Source organism: Paenibacillus piscarius, from assembly GCF_022234545.1.
In the GTDB taxonomy this organism is placed as follows: domain Bacteria; phylum Bacillota; class Bacilli; order Paenibacillales; family Paenibacillaceae; genus Paenibacillus_AQ; species Paenibacillus_AQ piscarius.
Window position 1 is genome coordinate 156,173 of the sequence record NZ_JAIEUI010000012.1, and the last position, 18,405, is coordinate 174,577.

General features: G+C 54.1%; 16 protein-coding genes. 14 read left to right on the forward strand and 2 right to left on the reverse strand.

Going from position 1 to position 18,405, the window contains the following annotated elements; genetic code table 11:
- Positions 1 to 12 precede the first annotated feature (12 nt).
- Complete coding sequence (locus K1558_RS19355; protein WP_238653293.1) at positions 13 to 846, forward strand: ABC transporter ATP-binding protein; 834 nt, start codon at positions 13 to 15, stop codon at positions 844 to 846.
- A gap of 108 nt (positions 847 to 954) precedes the next feature.
- Here K1558_RS19355 and K1558_RS19360 read toward each other — a convergent pair whose 3' ends face one another.
- A complete protein-coding gene (locus K1558_RS19360; protein WP_238653294.1) occupies positions 955 to 1,995 on the reverse strand; it encodes an HD-GYP domain-containing protein in 1,041 nt (346 codons plus the stop codon).
- Between the two features lie 157 nt (positions 1,996 to 2,152).
- A complete protein-coding gene (gene moaD, locus K1558_RS19365; protein WP_238653295.1) occupies positions 2,153 to 2,401 on the reverse strand; it encodes a molybdopterin converting factor subunit 1 in 249 nt (82 codons plus the stop codon).
- Positions 2,402 to 2,551: 150 nt separating this feature from the next.
- Between moaD and K1558_RS19370 the strand changes: the two genes are divergently transcribed.
- The 13 genes from K1558_RS19370 (at position 2,552) to K1558_RS33085 (ending at position 18,402) form a co-directional block, all read left to right on the forward strand.
- Positions 2,552 to 3,991, forward strand: coding sequence for a bifunctional metallophosphatase/5'-nucleotidase (locus K1558_RS19370; protein ID WP_238653296.1), 1,440 nt, complete (start codon positions 2,552 to 2,554; stop codon positions 3,989 to 3,991).
- Positions 3,992 to 4,061: 70 nt separating this feature from the next.
- Entirely contained in the window at positions 4,062 to 4,883 is an 822-nt protein-coding gene (locus tag K1558_RS19375; RefSeq protein ID WP_238653297.1) for an undecaprenyl-diphosphate phosphatase, read from the forward strand.
- Positions 4,884 to 5,023: 140 nt separating this feature from the next.
- Positions 5,024 to 6,130 carry an HD-GYP domain-containing protein gene (locus K1558_RS19380; protein ID WP_238653298.1) on the forward strand — a complete coding sequence of 369 codons (1,107 nt, stop codon included), beginning with the start codon at positions 5,024 to 5,026 and terminating at the stop codon, positions 6,128 to 6,130.
- 227 nt (positions 6,131 to 6,357) lie between these two features.
- Positions 6,358 to 7,500, forward strand: coding sequence for a radical SAM/CxCxxxxC motif protein YfkAB (yfkAB, locus tag K1558_RS19385; RefSeq protein WP_238653299.1), 1,143 nt, complete (start codon positions 6,358 to 6,360; stop codon positions 7,498 to 7,500).
- A gap of 51 nt (positions 7,501 to 7,551) precedes the next feature.
- The gene (locus K1558_RS19390; RefSeq protein ID WP_274528656.1) at positions 7,552 to 8,880 is read left to right on the forward strand and encodes a hemolysin family protein; all 1,329 of its coding nucleotides are present in this window, start codon (positions 7,552 to 7,554) and stop codon (positions 8,878 to 8,880) included.
- Between the two features lie 174 nt (positions 8,881 to 9,054).
- Complete coding sequence (locus K1558_RS19395) at positions 9,055 to 9,270, forward strand: spore coat associated protein CotJA (RefSeq protein WP_238653300.1); 216 nt, start codon at positions 9,055 to 9,057, stop codon at positions 9,268 to 9,270.
- Positions 9,271 to 9,273: 3 nt separating this feature from the next.
- Positions 9,274 to 9,540, forward strand: a complete 267-nt coding sequence (locus tag K1558_RS19400) for a spore coat protein CotJB (RefSeq protein WP_238653301.1) — start codon at positions 9,274 to 9,276, stop codon at positions 9,538 to 9,540.
- Between the two features lie 50 nt (positions 9,541 to 9,590).
- A complete protein-coding gene (locus K1558_RS19405) occupies positions 9,591 to 10,160 on the forward strand; it encodes a manganese catalase family protein (protein ID WP_238653302.1) in 570 nt (189 codons plus the stop codon).
- A 495-nt stretch (positions 10,161 to 10,655) separates the two neighbouring features.
- Positions 10,656 to 11,840 (forward strand): acetyl-CoA C-acetyltransferase, encoded by a 1,185-nt coding sequence (locus K1558_RS19410; RefSeq protein WP_238653303.1) that lies wholly within the window; start codon positions 10,656 to 10,658, stop codon positions 11,838 to 11,840.
- A 36-nt stretch (positions 11,841 to 11,876) separates the two neighbouring features.
- Complete coding sequence (locus K1558_RS19415; protein WP_238653304.1) at positions 11,877 to 12,617, forward strand: acetoacetate decarboxylase; 741 nt, start codon at positions 11,877 to 11,879, stop codon at positions 12,615 to 12,617.
- Between the two features lie 40 nt (positions 12,618 to 12,657).
- Positions 12,658 to 13,326 (forward strand): CoA transferase subunit A, encoded by a 669-nt coding sequence (locus K1558_RS19420; RefSeq protein ID WP_238653305.1) that lies wholly within the window; start codon positions 12,658 to 12,660, stop codon positions 13,324 to 13,326.
- The gene (locus tag K1558_RS19425; RefSeq protein WP_238653306.1) at positions 13,319 to 13,975 is read left to right on the forward strand and encodes a 3-oxoacid CoA-transferase subunit B; all 657 of its coding nucleotides are present in this window, start codon (positions 13,319 to 13,321) and stop codon (positions 13,973 to 13,975) included. Before K1558_RS19420 ends, K1558_RS19425 begins: the two co-directional genes overlap by 8 nt.
- A gap of 98 nt (positions 13,976 to 14,073) precedes the next feature.
- Positions 14,074 to 18,402, forward strand: a complete 4,329-nt coding sequence (locus K1558_RS33085; protein ID WP_238653307.1) for an S-layer homology domain-containing protein — start codon at positions 14,074 to 14,076, stop codon at positions 18,400 to 18,402.
- The last annotated feature ends 3 nt before the right edge of the window (positions 18,403 to 18,405 follow it).

Consider the following 18,405-nt stretch of genomic DNA (forward strand, 5'->3'; position numbering starts at 1 on the left):
GGGGGAAGGACGTTGGCAAGTCTGGAAGCGCGTGAGTTAACTGTATCCTATGGCTCCAAGACCGTTATTCATAATCTGAACATGGCTATTCCTGAAGGCAAGGTCACGGTGCTGATCGGCGGCAACGGCTGCGGCAAGTCTACGCTGCTGCGCACGCTGGCCCGCCTGCTGAAGCCGGGCGGCGGAGAGGTGCTGCTGGACGGCGGACAGATCGCCCGCATGTCCACCCGCGAGGTGGCCAAGGCGATGTCGATCCTGCCGCAGGGACCGACAGCACCCGAGGGGCTGACTGTGCGTCAGCTGGTCCGCCAGGGGCGTTATCCGCATCAGAGCTGGCTGAAGGCCTGGTCGGAGGCGGATGAAGCGATGGTCCGGGCCGCACTGGAATCGGCGAAGGTGGAGGAGCTGGCCGAGAGAACCGTGGATTCCCTCTCCGGGGGCCAGCGGCAGCGGGTCTGGATCGCGATGTCCCTGGCCCAGGGGACCGATCTGCTGCTGCTGGATGAGCCGACGACGTATCTGGATCTGTCTCATCAGGTGGAGATTCTCGATATGCTGTATGAACTGAACGAGCGGGAAGGGCGGACGATTGTCATGGTTCTGCATGATCTGAATCTGGCTTGCCGGTATGCCCATCATATGGTGGCCGTCCAGAACGGCAAGATCTATGCCGAGGGACCGCCGGAGAGTATTATCACCGCGGCAACGGTGAAAGAAGTATTCCGGCTCGACTGCGAGGTCATCTGTGATCCGCTGTTCGGGACGCCGCTCTGCATTCCGCGCGGAAGAGGCAGAATCATTCCGGCTCAGCCACCGGAGGAAGCCAGACTGCAGAAGCAGGGCTGAAGCCGGGCCAAGCATGGGCAAGCACGGTTACCCCACAGAAACAATAAGGGCTGTCCCGGCATGAGCCATCTGATGGCTCAGCGGGACAGCCCGTTTGCGTCGGAAGTCTTATTCCATATAGATCTCAACAACGGCAATCTGGCGCTCGCGCGACAGGTCAAGGAACTTGCCCTCGCTCTGCACGAGCGGACGGAAGACATCCAGCGGGTTGTTCATAATGATAACCCCCATATCACCGGTGCTCAGCAGAACGCGCTTGCCGATGAAGTTAGGCATCAGATGGTGAATGAAGGCCTGGACCGGCTTGCCGTTCAGCTTGCCGAAGCTGAGGGAGTTAAGCTCCCGCAGAACCGAGATCAGCTCCTGCTTGGACTGATAGACCCGGTGTGTAGTCATCGCGCTGTATGTATCGGCAACGGCGGCAATCTGGGCATAGGGGTGTATATCATTCTTGGTCAGCTGGCGGGGATAGCCGGAGCCGTCCTCGCGTTCATGATGCTGCAGGGCGACCAGAGCGGTATAAGGGTCCTTCATGGAATTCTGGATGATTTCGTATCCGTAAACCGTATGTAATTTGATTTCTTCGAATTCAGCATCCGTCAATCTGCCGGGCTTGTTCAGAATGTCCGGGGAGATCCGGCACTTGCCGATATCGATCAGGTAGCCTGCACGGCCGATCTCGTAGCACTCTGTCTTGGAATATCCCAGCCATGAAGCCAGGTAATACGAGAGCATTCCAACCTGAAGGGAATGATTGTAGGTATAATTATCTTCCCGGTCCAGCAGCAGAAGGAGGGACACGACATCCTTATGTTTGTCGAGGGTGGATAATGTGGGCTGGAGAATATCGTCGACCACGGACTGGCTGAAGCTGCCCTTGCTGAGCGCTTCCATATACAAGGACTCGAAACCGTCAATCATGGTGTCGAAGGTGCCGGCTGCAGCCTGAATCATGGAGGAACGGCTTGTTGGGGCGGGCAGCTCCTGCACGGTCTCGATATCGACATAATCTACGCCATGCTGAATCAGCTTGGCAATCTCTTCTGGTTGCAGCAATGATCCCTTAGGGAGTACATGCAGCCCGCGCGAGCTGAAGGCGTCCATCCGCAGATGATCCCCCGGTTTAAGATCCATGACGTGTACTCTCAATGAATAGGCCACCTTACTATAGCATTTTTTTACAGCATAGCAACAAACCCGGTAATATTCAATGGTGTAAGAGTACTGATTATGCTCTGCATGCAGGTCCCGGTTATTGTGCAACTGCGAAGACAACGGAGGATGAAAAGATTACGGCAGGGTGTGGTTAACCGCCGGATACGGGCGGAATGAGGGCTACTTCGGCTCCGGGTGTGATAACTGTGTCCTCGGCAGCATATTCCTGATTCACAGCAACCATAGAGACATTGATTTGTGCAGCAGCTTCAGGATAAGAAACGGACAGAAGCTCCTTCAGCCGGAGCGCTGTCAATGGGGACTCGTGGGCGTCAAAGGTGAGTGCAGAGGCTCCCATAACTTCGGCCAGACCGGCGAACATTCGGACAGATATTTGCATAATTATTCCCCCTTAAGGGCTTATCGGCAGACAAGCTATAATGATTCCAATATACCATATTGAGTCCGAAAATGTTATGCTAACTCTAGAACTGCACAAGCCTGCCGCTTACACTATAAACGGCTGTACAAGTGGGAGGGAAGCGAGCTAATGAAGTCTGGACCAGAGCGGTTAACCATTATTCACACCAATGATATACATAGCCACTTTGAAATGATGAGTCCCGCCGCCGCCGAGATCGCAGCGATGAAGGCTGCTGCGGGAGAAGAGCCGGTTCTGCTGCTGGATATCGGCGACCATATGGACCGCGCTGCTGTAGAGACGGAAGGCACGATGGGCCAGGCGAATATCGATATCATGAACCTGACCGGCTACGATGCCGTCACCATCGGCAACAACGAAGGGCTGACCTTCTCCAAGGAGATGATGTCGGCCATATTTACCGGCCTCCAGTGCCCGGTCGTATGCTGCAATTTCCTGGATGCGGCAACAGGAGAGCCCCCGCACTGGATGCAGCGTCATGCAATCCTGGAGAAGGACGGGATCCGGGTCGGGCTGACAGGCGCTACGGCGGCCTTCACCTCGTTCTACTCCCTGCTGGGCTGGGATGTGCTGGACCCGGAGGAGTGCCTGCGCGAGCAGTGCGAGCTTCTGGCCCCGCAGGTGGACCTCCTGATTATTCTGTCCCATCTGGGGCTTCCCGCAGATCAGAAGCTGGCGGAGCATCTGGAAGGAGTGCACGCCATTCTGGGCGGACACACCCATCATATGCTGGAGCAGCCGCAGATCATTGCAGGAACAGCTGTCTGCGGAGCCGGCAAGTTCGGCCGTTACGCCGGACGGCTTGTATTCGAGCGGGAGCATCCGGGGGCTGCGTTCCGCCTGGTTGAAGGGGGATGTACGGAAGTCGATCCGCTGCTTCACGAGGAGACGATTGCCCGGGCGGCGGCGATTCATCTGGAGCGGGGCCGGGAGGCGCTGGAGGAGACCGTCGCCATCAGTGACCGGATGCTCCCGCTGGACCTGCAGGGGGAATCCCCTTTTGCCAACCTGCTGGCCCAGGCTGTCCGCCGTTTCACCGGAAGCCCGATCTCGCTGGTCAATTCAGGACAGCTGCTCGGTCCGCTGCCGGAGGGCAACATCACGGCTGGCATGCTGCATGCCTTATGTCCTTCGCCGATTAACCCGTGTATTGTCCAGCTTACAGGCAAGGACATCCGCATCGCGCTGGAGCAGAGCCTGCTGGCTGAATACCGCAATAAGATTATCTACGGCTACGGCTTCAGGGGAGAGATGCTGGGCACGCTGGCCGTGGATGGATTAAACATCTTGTACGATCCCGGGGTGATGCCGTATGATAACGGTATTGCCATTTTTGCGGGCGGCGAGAAGCTGGAAGACACCAAGATATACCCTGTGGGCACGCTTGATATGTTCACCTTCCGCACCGGGTACGAGAGCCTGGCAAACGGCCGGGACCCTGTATATCTGCTGCCCCATTTCCTGCGTGATCTGCTGCGCATGGAGCTTCAGCGCCCGGGCAGCCTGGATGAGTGTGAAGCGGTCCGCTGGGAGAAGCGCTCCCCATGATCCTCCAGTATTGTTCAGTTAAACAGCTATCGCTTACCCGGATTCATTGACCAGATCAGGAGGAAGTACTATGGATATGATTACGGCAATTATTCTTGCCATTGTAGAAGGAATAACGGAATTCATCCCGGTGTCATCAACGGGACACATGATTCTGACCACCAAGCTGCTGGGCTTCAGTGAGCAGGATTCAATCATGAAGACGTATGAAATTGTGATCCAGCTTGGGGCGATTCTGGCGATTGCCCTCGTCTACCGCCAGCGGGTGCTGAATTTGCTCGGCATCGGACGCAGCCGCACAAGCGGCGTTATGCCGGCTTCGCGCCTGAATCTGATTCATGTGCTGCTGGGCATCGTGCCTGCGCTCGCTGTAGCTTTTTTCGCCCGGGATTTCATCAAAAGCCTGTTCGGGGCTTCCACTGTGCTATGGGCGCTGGTGGCCGGGGGGATTCTGATGATTGTTGCCGAATGGGTGAACAAGCGCAAGATCCGCATCACCGCGCATGAGCTGGATGACTTGTCCTACGGGCAGGCGCTGGCGATTGGCCTCTATCAGATTATCTCTGTGCTCTGGCCCGGATTCTCCCGTTCCGGTTCGACGATCTCCGGGGGGATGCTGAGCGGGGTCAGCTACAAGGCTTCGGCAGACTTCTCCTTCCTCATCGCCATTCCGATTATGTGCGCGGCCTCAGGGTATGAGCTGCTTGACTCCTACCGCAATTTCACGAGTGAGACCATTGGGTATTTTGTCGTCGGCTTCATTATTTCCTTCATTGTGGCCTATGTGGTTGTCGTTCTGTTCATGCGGATGATCCAGAAGATCAGACCGACGCACTTCGCCATCTACCGCTTCATTCTTGCAGCCGCCTTCTGGCTGTTTATTATGCGTTAAGCCTGGAAGTTCCGGGGAGGAACCGCTCCTGACATCATGCGCTTGCCCGGTCGCTTAAGGTAACGGTATAGCATAGAGCCTGGACCCGAGGATTCCGAAACAGAATAGCAATTTACCGTTAAAGGCAGGAGTGAACCAAGGTGCGTCTAGTATCCGTGAACCGGCTTCAGTCGGGAATGAAGCTGGGCAAAAAAATATATAATGATGAAGGGCTGGTTCTCCTCGCCGACGGGGTAGAACTGACAGATGCCCTGATCAAGCGGCTGGCCAGGATCGATATCGGCTATATCTATATTGAGGACGCGGTCACAGAAGATATCGTAATTCCCGGGATGCTGCAGGACGAGACGCGCAATCAGGCACTGAAGGTGATCCGGGGCCAATTCCAGCAAATGTCCGGCGCCTCCGGAATGACCAAGGGCTTCTATCATCTGGACAAGAAATTCTCCAAGGTGATGGATTCAATTCTTGAAGACTTGTCCTCGCAGGAGGACCCGATGATTATGCTGCTTGATATGCATACGGCAGACAATTATCTGTATGTCCACTCCCTGAATGTATGCCTGTATACGCTGGTGCTCGGCATTGCCCACGGGTACACCAGGGAAGAGCTTCGGGTCATCGGCCTGGGCGCACTCCTGCATGACATCGGCAAGACACAGATCCCCGTCAAAATTGTCCAGAAGCCCGGCATGCTCAGCGATGAGGAATTCCGCATCATGCAGGCCCATACCGAGATCGGCTACCGCATTCTGAAGGATGAGCCGAATATTCCGCTGCTGGCCGCCCACTGCGCGCTGCAGCATCACGAGCGGATTGACGGCTCGGGCTATCCGCGCGGGCTGACCGGCCCGCAGATCCATGAATATGCGAAATGGCTCGGGGTAGCGGATTCCTATGATGCCATGACCTCCAACCGCATCTACAAAAAAGCGATGCTGCCGCATCAGGCAGTTGAAGCGCTGTATGTCGGTTCCGGGACACTGTATGAGCAGAAGCAGCTGGAGCTGTTCAGAGACCGGGTGGCTATCTATCCGCTGGGGCTCACAGTCCGGCTGAGTACGGGAGAGAGCGGAGTGGTGGTCAAGATTGATCCCAGTATGCCGCACAGGCCTGTGGTCAGAGTGCTGAACGGACCGGAAGGGGAGGAACTCACCCCCTATGAGCGCGATCTCAGGAAGGCTCTGTCTGTGGTGATTGCCGGAGTAAGCGACGGGGACGAGACGGTCGTGAAGAGTACCGGATAGACGTGAGGGGCAGCGAGGAGAGAGAAGGGGCATCTGCAGAGGCTGCTGCGGAGGCTATTCTCCGCCTGGCTGTTTTTTTGCACCCTCCAGAATACAGACCGGGTCCGGGGAAGGGGTAGTTTCAGCAGTTTTTCAGCAGTCGTGGTATGATATAGCATAAGTTATCGTTCTTTTTGATTTGCTTTGGGTTAATAATAAGGAATAAGCAATAGAAGGAGTATTAAGAAATGAGCATATTAGAGCCATCATCATCAATAATTCCCTTGAAGGAGCTGTCGCCGGAGTATGATCCCTGGGATCCGATCACTTCACTCCGCCAGTACGGGCGGCATGTGCTGACCAGTGTGGAGATGACGGTCACGAATCTGTGCAACATGCGCTGCGAGCATTGTGCGGTAGGGGACAGCCTGACTATGAAGGAAGGGGAAATGCTGCCGCTGGCCGCTATGCTGAACCGTCTGGAGGAGGTAGAGCATCTGCAGACCATCAGCATCACGGGCGGTGAACCGATGTTCCGTGCAGGAACGGTGGAGAACACCATCGTGCCGCTGCTGAAATATGCGCGGGAGCGGGGCATCCGCTCCCAGATCAACTCCAACCTGACGATGCCGTATTCGCGTTATGAGCAATTGCTTCCTTACCTGGATGTCATGCACATCTCCTTCAATTATGTGAATGGAGATGACTTCCATGAGGTGGGCTTCGCGAACAGCGGACATCCGGTTGCGAAGGAGGCGGCTTACCGGCTGTATGACACGATGCTGGAGAATTCCCGCCGGCTCAGCAGTGACGGGATGCTGATCTCTGCCGAATCGATGATCAACTACCGTACGCATACCAAGCTGCCGCAGATTCACAAGCTGATCGGTGACATGGGGGCAAGACGGCATGAGGTTCATCCGATGTATGCCTCCAGCTTCGCCTCGAAGCTGCCGGTGCTGTCGCTGCCGGAGATGGCTGCTGCCATCCACTCCCTGCTGGATCACCGCGACCCGGAGATGTGGATGCTGTTCGGCACTCTGCCGTTCTTCGCCTGCAGCTTCCTGGAGGAAGACCAGAGGCTGCTGCGTAGACTGCGCAGCGAGAAGAATGTGACGCTGCGCAATGATCCGGACGGAAGAAACCGGGTCAATGTGAATCTGTTTACAGGCGATGTGTTTGTCACAGATTTCGCCGACATTTCGGCATTTGGCAATATCGGCAGTGCGAAGCTGGATGACATTTTCACCGAGTGGCAGACTAAGCATCCCCTCAATCAGAAGGTCAACTGCTACTGCGATGCAGCTGGCTGCTGCGGACCTAACCTCCTGGTGGCCGATATGTACTATCCTGAGGTGGATTTCAAATCAAGAAAGGCGATCACTCTGTAGAAAAGAGGCGTTATTATAGTGGTGCATACGGAATTCGAGATAGGAAGCTTAATGCTTAATCTGTTGCTCGTTCTGGTGCTCGTATTATTGAATGGGATCTTCGTGGCGGCGGAATTCTCGCTGGTTAAGGTCAGACATTCCCGTCTGACCCAGCTGGTCAGCGAAGGCAACAAAATGGCCGGCTACGCGTTGAAGGTCAACAAGAAGCTGGATGCCTATCTGTCGGCTACGCAATTCGGGATCACGCTGGCCTCTCTTGGACTCGGCTGGATCGGGGAACCGGCGATATCCGAGCTGCTGGTGGAGCCGCTGATGGTTAAGTTTGGCGTTACAGACCATACCTTGATCTCTACGGTTTCTGTAATCGTCGGTTTCTCGATTATTACCTTCTTACATATTGTACTGGGGGAACTGGCACCGAAATCGCTGGCGATTCAGAAGACGGAGGGCTCTGCTCTTCTGCTGTCAGCTCCGCTGATGTTCTTCTATAATCTGTTCCTCCCCTTCATCTGGGTGCTGAATGCTTCAGCCAATGCCCTGCTGAGACTGTTCGGTGTTGAACCGGCCAGTGAAGCCGAGGCGGCTCACTCCGAAGAGGAAATCCGTATTCTGATGAATCAGAGTGCGAAGAGCGGGGTCATTGATCAGGACGAAATGAAGCTGATGGACAATATCTTCGAGTTCTCGGACCTGCTGGCCCGTGAAGTCATGCTTCCGCGGACGGATATGGATGTACTGTACAGCAATCTCCCGCTGGAAGAGAATATGCGGATTATTACGGAAACGAAGCATTCACGGTACCCGGTGGCCTTCGAGGACAAGGACCGGATCATCGGCTTTATCCATATTACAGACCTGTTGTTTGCGCCGCTGGAGCAGCAGAATGATCTGGCCTCCCTGGTACGGCCGATTCTGAATGTGCCGGAATCCATGGAGATCAGCCACGCACTGCGGCTGATGCAGAAGAATAAGGCTCAGCTTACTCTGGTCGTCGATGAATACGGCGGGACGGCGGGTCTGCTGACGGCAGAGGAGATTCTGGAAGAGATTGTCGGCGATCTGCATGACGAATTCGAGGACGAACGCCCCAGTGTTGAGCGGAACGGGGATTATATCTCCGTTGAAGGCCGGATGCTGATTGAGGATGTCAATGATTTGACCGGCGTCGTGATTGAGGATGACGAGGTGGACTCCATCGGCGGCTGGCTGTTCAAGGAGCTGGAGGGCAATCCGACCAAGGGTAAGCAGGTCGTTGTTGGCGATGTCACCTTCGAGGTGGAGGAGTCCACGCGGCTGCGGATTACACGGATTAACATCCACAAGGCAACTCCAGAGACGCCGGAAGAGGAAGCACCGAACGGGGAAGAAGACAAGGAATAGCGGGAAGAGTGTTCCCCAGTGATATGCAAAATTGAATAGGAGCAGGGTATTCCGGGAGCCGCAATCAGGCGCCTGGAGTCCCTGTTTTTTTATATTGGTGTTCTTTTCCCGCCTTGGCCCGTCATAAGTTAGTTACGAGGGAATGCCGTCAATTCGATTGAGGAGGAATGATCATTGAACTCCCAGGAGCGCGTATGGACACCATACCGGGGACCGTTTGACCCCTGCCCGCCGGTGCCGTTCAAGACGTATGTTGTGCCGCCGAACCAGTTCGTTACCTTTCAGCCGCCGAATCTGCCGCAGTTCTCCCTGCCGGAAGCTCTGAAGCACGGAACACTGTGGCCCTCGCTGTACAGTCCTTATGAGTCCAAGTGCAAAGGAGGGAAGTAGGGTATGGACGCTAATCCTTGCGAGCCCCGCTATTACGAGATGCTTGAGCAGCTGCAGGTACTCGACTTCGCGCTGGTTGAGCTGAACCTGTTCCTGGACACCCATCCTGAGGATCTGAAATCGATTGAGCAGTTCAACCAGCTGACCTACGAGCGCACCATGCTGGCGAACCAGTTCCAGGAGCTGTACGGACCTCTGCAGAACTTCGGCCGTGCGTATTCCAAATGTCCCTGGCAATGGTACGAGAGCCCCTGGCCTTGGCAAGTCTAAGGCGGCAGGATGCCGGGAAGAATCCAGTCTGAGGAGGGGGAAGTTCGAGAATGTGGATCTATGAGAAAAAGCTGCAATACCCGGTGCGTGTCGGCAAATGCGATGTGCGCATGGCCCGGTACCTGACAGAGCAATACGGGGGAGCGGACGGGGAGCTGGCGGCTGCGCTGCGTTATATGAACCAGCGGTATGCCATACCGGACAAGGTCATTGGTGTATTGACCGATATTTCCACAGAAGAATTTGCGCATCTTGAGATGATTGCCACGATGATCTATAAGCTGACCAAGGACGCCTCGGTGGAAGAGCTGGAAGCCGCAGGCTTAGGGCCGAATTATGCGCAGCGGGACCACGCCCTGTTCTATCAGAACTCGGCCGGCGTACCATGGACTGCATCCTACATCCAGGCTAAGGGCGATCCGATCGCCGACCTGTACGAGGACATCGCTGCGGAAGAGAAGGCCCGGGCTACATACCAGTGGCTCATCGATATGACGGATGATGTGGATCTGCAGGACAGTCTGAAGTTCCTCCGCGAGCGGGAGATTATTCATGCGATCCGGTTCAAGGAATCGGTGCAGATCTTAATTGATGAGAAGGATAAGAAGCGGATATTCTGATTCACACTGATTCCTATTACAAAGCCCCACAGCCTTAATCGGTTGATGGGCTTTTTTTGACTTTTAGAATGTATGCGAAAAACCGAATACAATGGACACGCAGGTAGGTGAGAGGGCCGGATGGAGGTGCCTCAAGAAACTGCTGTAGATCTAAATGAAATGATGTGAAATTTTTTGGTGTGTTTTCATCGAATTTTCTGGAATGACCATTAACATCCAGAAAATCAAAGGAAATGATAGCATGACTTCGTTGAGCGGGTGTACAAGAGCCTATAGATAATCATGTGTAAAATTATGTAAATATTTGGACGTTGAGAACGCCTTGGTTTAGGTTTACACTGAATATGTAAATAAATACCAAATATTCAGACGGAGGAAGGCGATCAAGGCCGCTAAGCCGATCATGCCGATCAAGCCGTAACGCACACTCTCTCATACATCGTGATCCATACCCGCAAGTAAGATTCAAACCATCAGAAAAGAATGTGAATTTAGGTGAACAGAGTTGCATTAGTCAGTCCATTACGGACAGCAGTTGGTTCATTTAACAACGGACTTTCGACACTGAATGCTGCAGAATTAGGAGCGGATGTGATGACGGCCTGTCTCCAGCAAAGCCATATTGAGCCTGCGCTAGTGGAGCAGATCTATCTGGGCAATGTCCTCCAGGCGGGCGAGGGCCAGAATCCTGCCAGACAGGCGGCGCTGCAAGCCGGTATCCCTATTGAAGTCCCTGCAACAACGATTAACACCGTTTGCGGTTCCGGGCTTCATGCCGTCGCTCTAGCTTACAACTCTATACGGGCTGAACAAGGGAGCATGCTCCTGGCCGGAGGGATGGAGAGTATGTCGAATGCCCCTTATGTGCTGAGAAAAGCAAGAAATGGCTACAAGCTGGGGAACAGCGAGCTGGTAGACACGGTAGTGGCCGACGGCCTGACTTGTCCGATCAACAAATATCATATGGGCATTACTGCCGAGAATATTGCCGGGAAATATCATATTTCGCGATTGGAGCAGGATGAGTTTGCTTATGAGAGCCAGATTAAGGCCGCAGAGGCCAAACGGAAGCAGCTGTTTGCTGAGCAGATTGTGCCCGTAAGGACCAAATCCAAAAAGGAAAGTGTCTGGTTCGCGGAGGACGAGCATGTAAGAGCAGATGTCAGCAAAGAAAAATTGGCGAATCTGAAGCCTGCTTTTAAGGAAGACGGATCGGTTACTGCCGGAAATGCCTCGGGCATCAATGATGGGGCGGCGGCTGTGCTGGTGATGTCTGAGGATAAATGCAAGGAGCACGAGGTAGAGCCTTTTGCCTATATTAAGGGCTATTCATTGGTGGGTGTAGACCCTGCGTATATGGGGATGGGCCCGGTACAAGCCATTAAGTCGCTGCTTAAAAACCAGGACATTCCTCTTGAGGCCATCGATCTGTTCGAGATTAATGAAGCCTTCGCGGCACAGGCCGTTGCGGTATTGCACGAGCTTGAGATTAACCCGGAGAAGGTGAACGTCAACGGCGGCGCGATTGCGATCGGACATCCTGTCGGGGCCAGCGGAGCCAGAGTGTTAGTGACATTGGTGCATGAGATGGTGCGGAGATCGTCGCATTACGGAATAGCCAGCTTGTGCATCGGAACGGGGATGGGCATTGCGATGCTGGTGGAGAACGCTCGCCTGTAAACACCAATTCTGCCAGAAAGGGAGTTTAAGCTCATTATGAATGCCAAAGAGATTCTTGCGCTGCAATCCATGCCTGCGGCCAGTCCGGGTTACGGGCGTCCGCCGTACCGCTTCATTGACCGTGAATTTATGGTTATCACTTATGAATCCGATCCTGCTGCGATCAGACAGGCGGTACCGGAACCGTTAAAGCCGGATGGAAGTAACACCGTTTCTTATGAATGGATCAAAATGCCTGATTCGTCGGGCCTGGGAAGCTATGAGGAGAGCGGGATCGTGATTCCGTGTACTTTTCAGGGGGAGCCCTGCAATTTTGTAGCCCAGATGTATCTGGACAATGCGCCTGCCATTCTGGGAGGACGGGAAATCTGGGGGTTCCCCAAAAAGTGGGCCTCTCCCCGCTTGACCGTTGCAGGCACAGAGACGCTGACCGGTACGCTGCATTATAACGATGTTCTGGTAGCCGTAGGAACCATGCCTTACAAGCATAACCTGCTGGATACACAGGACACGGCTAGAGCTATCGCCAAAACCCAGGTGAATCTGAAGCTGATCCCCGATGTGGATGGGACCCCTAAGATTGCGCAGCTTGTTGCATATACGCTTGAGGATGTTCAGGTAAAAGGTGCTTGGAGCGGGCCGGCCCGCTTAAGCCTGATCCCCCATGTGAATGCCCCTGTGGCCGATTTGCCGGTGAAGACGTACCGCGGGGGCAAGCATTTCATTGCCGATCTAACGCTGCCTTATGGGAAAGTCATTCATGACTATATCCGGTAACCAGCTTGTCTCCAAATAATGAACAAGGAGCCTGAAATTTATGATAAACAAATTAATCTCTGCTGAAGATGCCGTGAAGAGGGTCAAAGATGGAGATACCGTGATGGTTGGCGGTTTTCTGGCTGGAGGCCACCCCGAAGAGCTGGTGCGTGCGCTGGTCGAGACTCATACGGCGGGTAATCTCTCGCTCATTTCCAATGATACCGGTACCCCGGAATTATCGATCTATAAGCTGGTACAAAGCGGCCGGGTCAAGCGCATCTACGCCTCCTACATCGGCTCCAACCCGGAAACCGGAAGACTGCTGATGACCAGAGAAGCTGAGGTAAACCTCTATCCGCAAGGAACGTTAGCTGAGAAAATCCGTGCCGGAGGTGCGGGGCTGGGCGGTGTTCTAACTCCTGTGGGGGTAGGTACGATTGTAGAAGAAGGGAAGAGGAAGCTCGATATCGACGGAAGAGAGTATCTGCTCGAGCTGCCGCTCCATGCGGATGTGGCGCTGATCCGGGCCCATAAGGCGGACGAGGCCGGGAATCTGGTGATCGACGGCTCTTCCCGGAACTTCAATTTCGTGATGGCGATGGCGGCGGATTATGTAATCGCTGAGGTAGAGACTTATGTGAAGCTCGGGGAGATTGATCCCAATCATGTCAATGTGCCCGGGATTTTAATTGATGCCATTGTAAAGGTGGGGGATAACCGTGAATAACCGGGAATTCATTGTGAGAAGAATCGCTCAGGAGTTCAAAGACGGTGATGTAGTGAATCTGGGGATCGGAATGCCGACCCTGGCGGTTGATTACATTCCTGATCATGTCCAGATTATGCTGCAGGCGGAGAACGGAATTCTCGGTGTCGGCCCCAAGGCGGCCAAGTCAGAGGAGAACATCGATTGCATCGATTCCGGTGGGAGCTTCGTGACTACGATGGCCGGAGCCTGCTATTTTGACAGCGCGCTTTCCTTCTCCATCATCCGTGGCGGGCATGTGGACATCACCGTGCTTGGTGCGCTTGAGGTTGATGAGCAGGGCAATCTGGCCAGCTGGATGATTCCGGGCAAAAAGGTCCCGGGTATGGGCGGGGCGATGGATCTGGTCGTCGGAGCCAAACGGGTCATTATCGCCATGGATCATGTGAACAAGGACGGTCAGCCGAAAATAGTGAAGAATTGCAAGCTGCCCCTGACAGCGGTACATGTCGTAAACACGATTGTCACCGAAATGGCGGTGATTGAGGTGATCCCGGGCCAAGGGCTCATACTGATGGAAATTGCGCCGGGTCTTACGGTCGGAGACGTTCAGCAGGCAACGGGAGCCGAGCTATGGATCTCACCGGTCCTGAAGGGGATTGCTGTCTAATACAATAAAATTTAATATGCTTACATTGTGATGATTCTACGAACATATTCCGCCGTTATGCTGTCTACTAGTACCGACTACAAGGAGCGTGAAAGTTCGTGAGTAATCATCCATTTGTAAAAAAAGTATGGAGCGGGATTGTGGCTATGGCGATTCTGCTTCCCGTCCTAACACCTGCCCTGGCTCCGTTACCGGCTGCTTTTGGGGCTGCGGCGGAGCCAAGCGGTGTCGTGAAGGTAGAGGATTTTGAACAGGTGAGCTTAGCGGACTTGACCTTCGACAGTGCCCGCATTCACAGTGGCAGTCTGGCACTGGAGACGAATCCGAAATACGTACATAGCGGAGCGAAGTCCCTGCGGATTGATTATGACTTCATTGGCATCACCGATAACCCGTCCCAGGTTGCCGTTGGTCCGGCCACTCAGCTGCCGCTCTCAGACAGAACCCCTAAAAGAATCGGGATGTGGGTATACGCCAATCAGGAAGGGCATGGTCTGACCTCCAAGTTCTACGTGTCTTCCACCGGCAAATCCAAAACGTATGAAATCAGGAGTGAAGAGACCGGGATCGACTGGAGCGGCTGGAAGTATGTTGAGGCTGAGATAGGGCCGGATCTGACCATGCCGGGTACTCTGGCCTTCTACTTCCAGATGAAAGAAAGGCAAATGAGCAAAAAGAATAAAGGCTCGATCTGGATTGATGATGTCAGACTGATCTATGATGAGCCCATTAATGAAGATATGGATGTGCCTGTGTTTAGTCCAGTGACACCGGCTCCTAATCAGACCTTGAGCGCCCCTGTCTCTGAGCTTATTCTGTCAGCGGAGGATGCCCAGTCGGGTATTGATCCGGATTCCATCCGGTTAACGGTGGATGGCCAGCCTGCGGCACCGTCAACGTATGCCTATGATCTGAATCTTAAGCAGATTATCTATCACCCGGAGCTTCCGCTGGCTGGGGGGTATCATCAAGTGCTGGCAGAAGTGAAGGATAGGGCTGGCAATCCGACAGCGGCAGAATATGCTTTTCAGATTGAGCATGGTGCCAGATTTACGTTGGAAGCCCCGGAGGAGGCTGTCAGTAATGAGACCTACCGGCTGAAGCTGAAGGCAACGGATACAGGCGAAGCCCAGAGCTTCCATGCCAGGATCAAATTTGATCCAGAGACACTACAGGCAAATGTAGTTACTGCGCGCTCCGGCTTGAGCCAGGTGCAGACGACCGTCGATAATACAGGCGGATATGTTGAAGTCAGTGCAGAGGGACTGCAAGGGGATCAGGCGGAGGCACTGGCAAGTATTGATTTTGAGGTGAACCGGTCTGCGAAAATGGAGCGTGGTGAGACGGCTAAGCAGATAGCCATGGTGGAGGGCGGTTTCGGGTATGGAAGCGGGACACCGGTTAGTTCCTTAGCCTCCCCGCTTACGTTTAAGATCGGGTTTCCTTACAAGATCAGCATCAAGGGATCAGGCCTGCACACTCAGAGTATCATCACGGTTACCTCCCGCGCAGGAGCGCCGGTGGAAGGAGCCGGGATTGATTTTACCGATACTAGCGGTCCTCAGACTTATGTTCGTGTAACCGCCGATGGGTCTAAAGTATATGCCAAAGCCGATCCATCGTCCGCAGTGCTGCTTAATGTTGAGAAAAACGCACAAATGTTCGCCACAGTAGGCAGTGCCTCCGGATTCATCAAGGTGTATTTGCCGGATGGCAGCAAGGCGGGGTACATCTCATCCGCAGATGTGGAGCAGAGTGATCTTGCCGCAGGAATAGGCTTGACGGATGCCAAGGGAGAGATCCATACGTCCCTGACGAACCTTGCCATTGGCACTTGGAGCCTGCAGGCTGTCAAGGATAGCGGGACCAGCGAGAGCATGAGTATGAATGTTGTAGCTCCACTCGGCGGGGCAGATCCGCAATATGTGCAGACCTTTGTTACCGAAGATATGAAGACGATGATGAGTGTCGGATGGCAGAGCGCGCCGAGTGTTCAAGAAGCATACATCCAGTATATGAAAGATAGTGATTGGGTGGACAGTGACCTGGTGAATGCTCCGGCAAAAGCAACCATGCAGCGTGCGCTCTCTGATGTGGAGGTCATTCCTGAGGTTGCAGGCGGACCTGTAGGCGAAATCAAGTTCCACAACGCAGTGGTTACGGGTCTTGAGCCGGGGACAGGCTATCATTACAGAGTCGGCTACGAAGGCCATTGGAGTAATTGGCACCCTTACAGGACGGTGGAGGCTGCGCCGGACAAGCCTGTTTCCTTTGTTTTTGTAACCGATTCGCATACCAAAGGGGACAACGGGCTGGAGACCTACCAGCAATTGATCCAGCATGCATTCACTAATTATCCCGGTACCCAGTTCGTTATGCATGGCGGTGATATGGTCGATGACGGGGCGGTTTTGAATGAGTGGAACCAGTTCCGGGAAGCCTCGTCGGTCTATGCCGCCTCTGTTCCTTCAGCCTATGCCATGGGGAATCATGATGTCAAAGGGGGAGGGAAATACATTTTCGCCAAAGGCTTGGGGCTTCCTCTTAATGGGCCTGAGGTCCAGAAGGAGTATGCCTATTCGTTTGATTCAGGAGAGGTGCATTTCGTGGTGCTGAACTCGGAAGCAGACGAAGTAACGATGGGCAAGCAAGCGGAGTGGCTGCGGGAGGATCTACTGAACAGTAATAAAAAATGGAAGATTGTCATGTTCCACAAGCCTGCCTATCATACCGAAGACGGACGCGGCAATCTGATTGAATACACACAGACTTATTTTGCCCCTATTCTCGAAGAATTGAAGGTCGATCTGGTGCTGGAAGGCCATGACCATGTATATGCGCGCACCTATCCGATGAGCAAAGGCAAGCCACTGCCAAGCGGAGAGCAAGGAACGGTCTATCTGGACGGCGGGGCGTCGGGCTGGAAGTTCTACGATGGAAGCAAATACGAGTATCTTGATTTCATGTTTGACGAGGATGTTCCGGTCTATTCTGCCATTCAGGTGAGCCATGATCAGATCATCATCCAAGCCCGCACTACGCAAAGCGCAGAATTCATTGACAACTATACGATTGTGAAAAAGGATGAGCGGACGCTAATCTCCGTGGCCGTAGCCCCGGCTGAATTGAAGCTGAATGCCGGCGATAAGCACGCCACGGTGCTTACAGCTACCTACAGTGATAACTCCACTGCCGATGTCACGAATCAAGCGGTGTGGACATCTTCTAATGAGCGGGCAGCTACAGTAGACACCCAGGGTATCATTCATGCCGTTGAAGCGGGCGAGGCGACTATTCAGGCGAATTATGGAAACCTGCCGCCGGTGAAGCTAACGGTAACGGTTCAGGCAGAAGGTACGCCGCCTAAGCTGCTGAAGCTGACCGCCGAGCCTGGTACACACACCTTGCAGGTGAACAAACAAGCAGCTTCCGTGATTACAGCGGTATATGACAATGGAGTCAATACAGTGGTTACAAATCAGGTCCGTTGGACGACTTCAGATCCTGCGGTCGCCTCGGTATCGGACAAAGGGATCATTACGGGTGTTGCAGCGGGGGACGGGGTAACGATTACGGCTTCCTACGGTGGCTTAACCGTTGCGATTCCGATCGTGGTTGAGAGCGGAACGGTACCGGTGGTAACGCCGACACCGACACCAATGCCAACGCCACAAGGTGCAGGAACACCTGTTGCAACGTCAACACCTAAGCCGACAGGAACATCGGCAGCAACGCCAAAACCAACACTGTCACCAACAGCAACGCCGACACCGGCTATAACTGCCGGTCCCGTGAAGCCAACTTTAACCAGACCTGTGCTGAAAGACAGCTTGGACTTAGATAAGCTTAAATCTATCGTTGCAAAAGGCCGGACGGCTGCTATGGTTTCAATCAAGGATGTACCTTCCACTCTGTGGAGTGCATCGTTCATTGATCGTGCAGCCCGGATGGGGATGATAACAGGTTATGCGGATGGTTCATTCCACCCTGAAGCCAAAGTAACGCGCGCTGAGTTTGCTGTAATGCTCACCAAAGCTTTTGGCCTGACCGGCTCACAGGGGACCGGATTCTCCGATACGCAGGGGCATTGGGCTTCGATGGCTCTTGCAGCGCTTCAACAGCATGGTGTGATTCAGGGGTATGCCGATGGTTCATTCCACCCCAAGCAGGAGATCACCCGTGCGGAAGCTGTGACTATGCTGGCGCGTCTTACGAGCTATGTTCCCGGCACACCGGCACCATTCTCCGACCTCCCGGCAAGCTGGGCGGCAGAGCCAATTAATGCCTTCGCTAATGCGGGGATTATCTCAGGGACAGGCAACGGCGCCTTCAAACCGAAGGAAGCTGCTTCCCGCGCTGAAGCCGTCGTGATGATCATCCGGCTCATGGATAAGCTTGTTGAAGCGGGCGAGGAGCAGAATAGATAGTAT

What these genes read in the sequence shown, in the direction of transcription:
- moaD (WP_238653295.1), bottom strand. Translation starts at nt 2,401, where the DNA reads ATGCAAATATCTGTCCGAATGTTCGCCGGTCTGGCCGAAGTTATGGGA.
- K1558_RS19370 (WP_238653296.1), top strand. Translation starts at nt 2,552, where the DNA reads ATGAAGTCTGGACCAGAGCGGTTAACCATTATTCACACCAATGATATA.
- K1558_RS19375 (WP_238653297.1), top strand. Translation starts at nt 4,062, where the DNA reads ATGGATATGATTACGGCAATTATTCTTGCCATTGTAGAAGGAATAACG.
- yfkAB (WP_238653299.1), top strand. Translation starts at nt 6,358, where the DNA reads ATGAGCATATTAGAGCCATCATCATCAATAATTCCCTTGAAGGAGCTG.
- K1558_RS19390 (WP_274528656.1), top strand. Translation starts at nt 7,552, where the DNA reads ATGCTTAATCTGTTGCTCGTTCTGGTGCTCGTATTATTGAATGGGATC.
- K1558_RS19400 (WP_238653301.1), top strand. Translation starts at nt 9,274, where the DNA reads ATGGACGCTAATCCTTGCGAGCCCCGCTATTACGAGATGCTTGAGCAG.
- K1558_RS19405 (WP_238653302.1), top strand. Translation starts at nt 9,591, where the DNA reads ATGTGGATCTATGAGAAAAAGCTGCAATACCCGGTGCGTGTCGGCAAA.
- K1558_RS19415 (WP_238653304.1), top strand. Translation starts at nt 11,877, where the DNA reads ATGAATGCCAAAGAGATTCTTGCGCTGCAATCCATGCCTGCGGCCAGT.
- K1558_RS19420 (WP_238653305.1), top strand. Translation starts at nt 12,658, where the DNA reads ATGATAAACAAATTAATCTCTGCTGAAGATGCCGTGAAGAGGGTCAAA.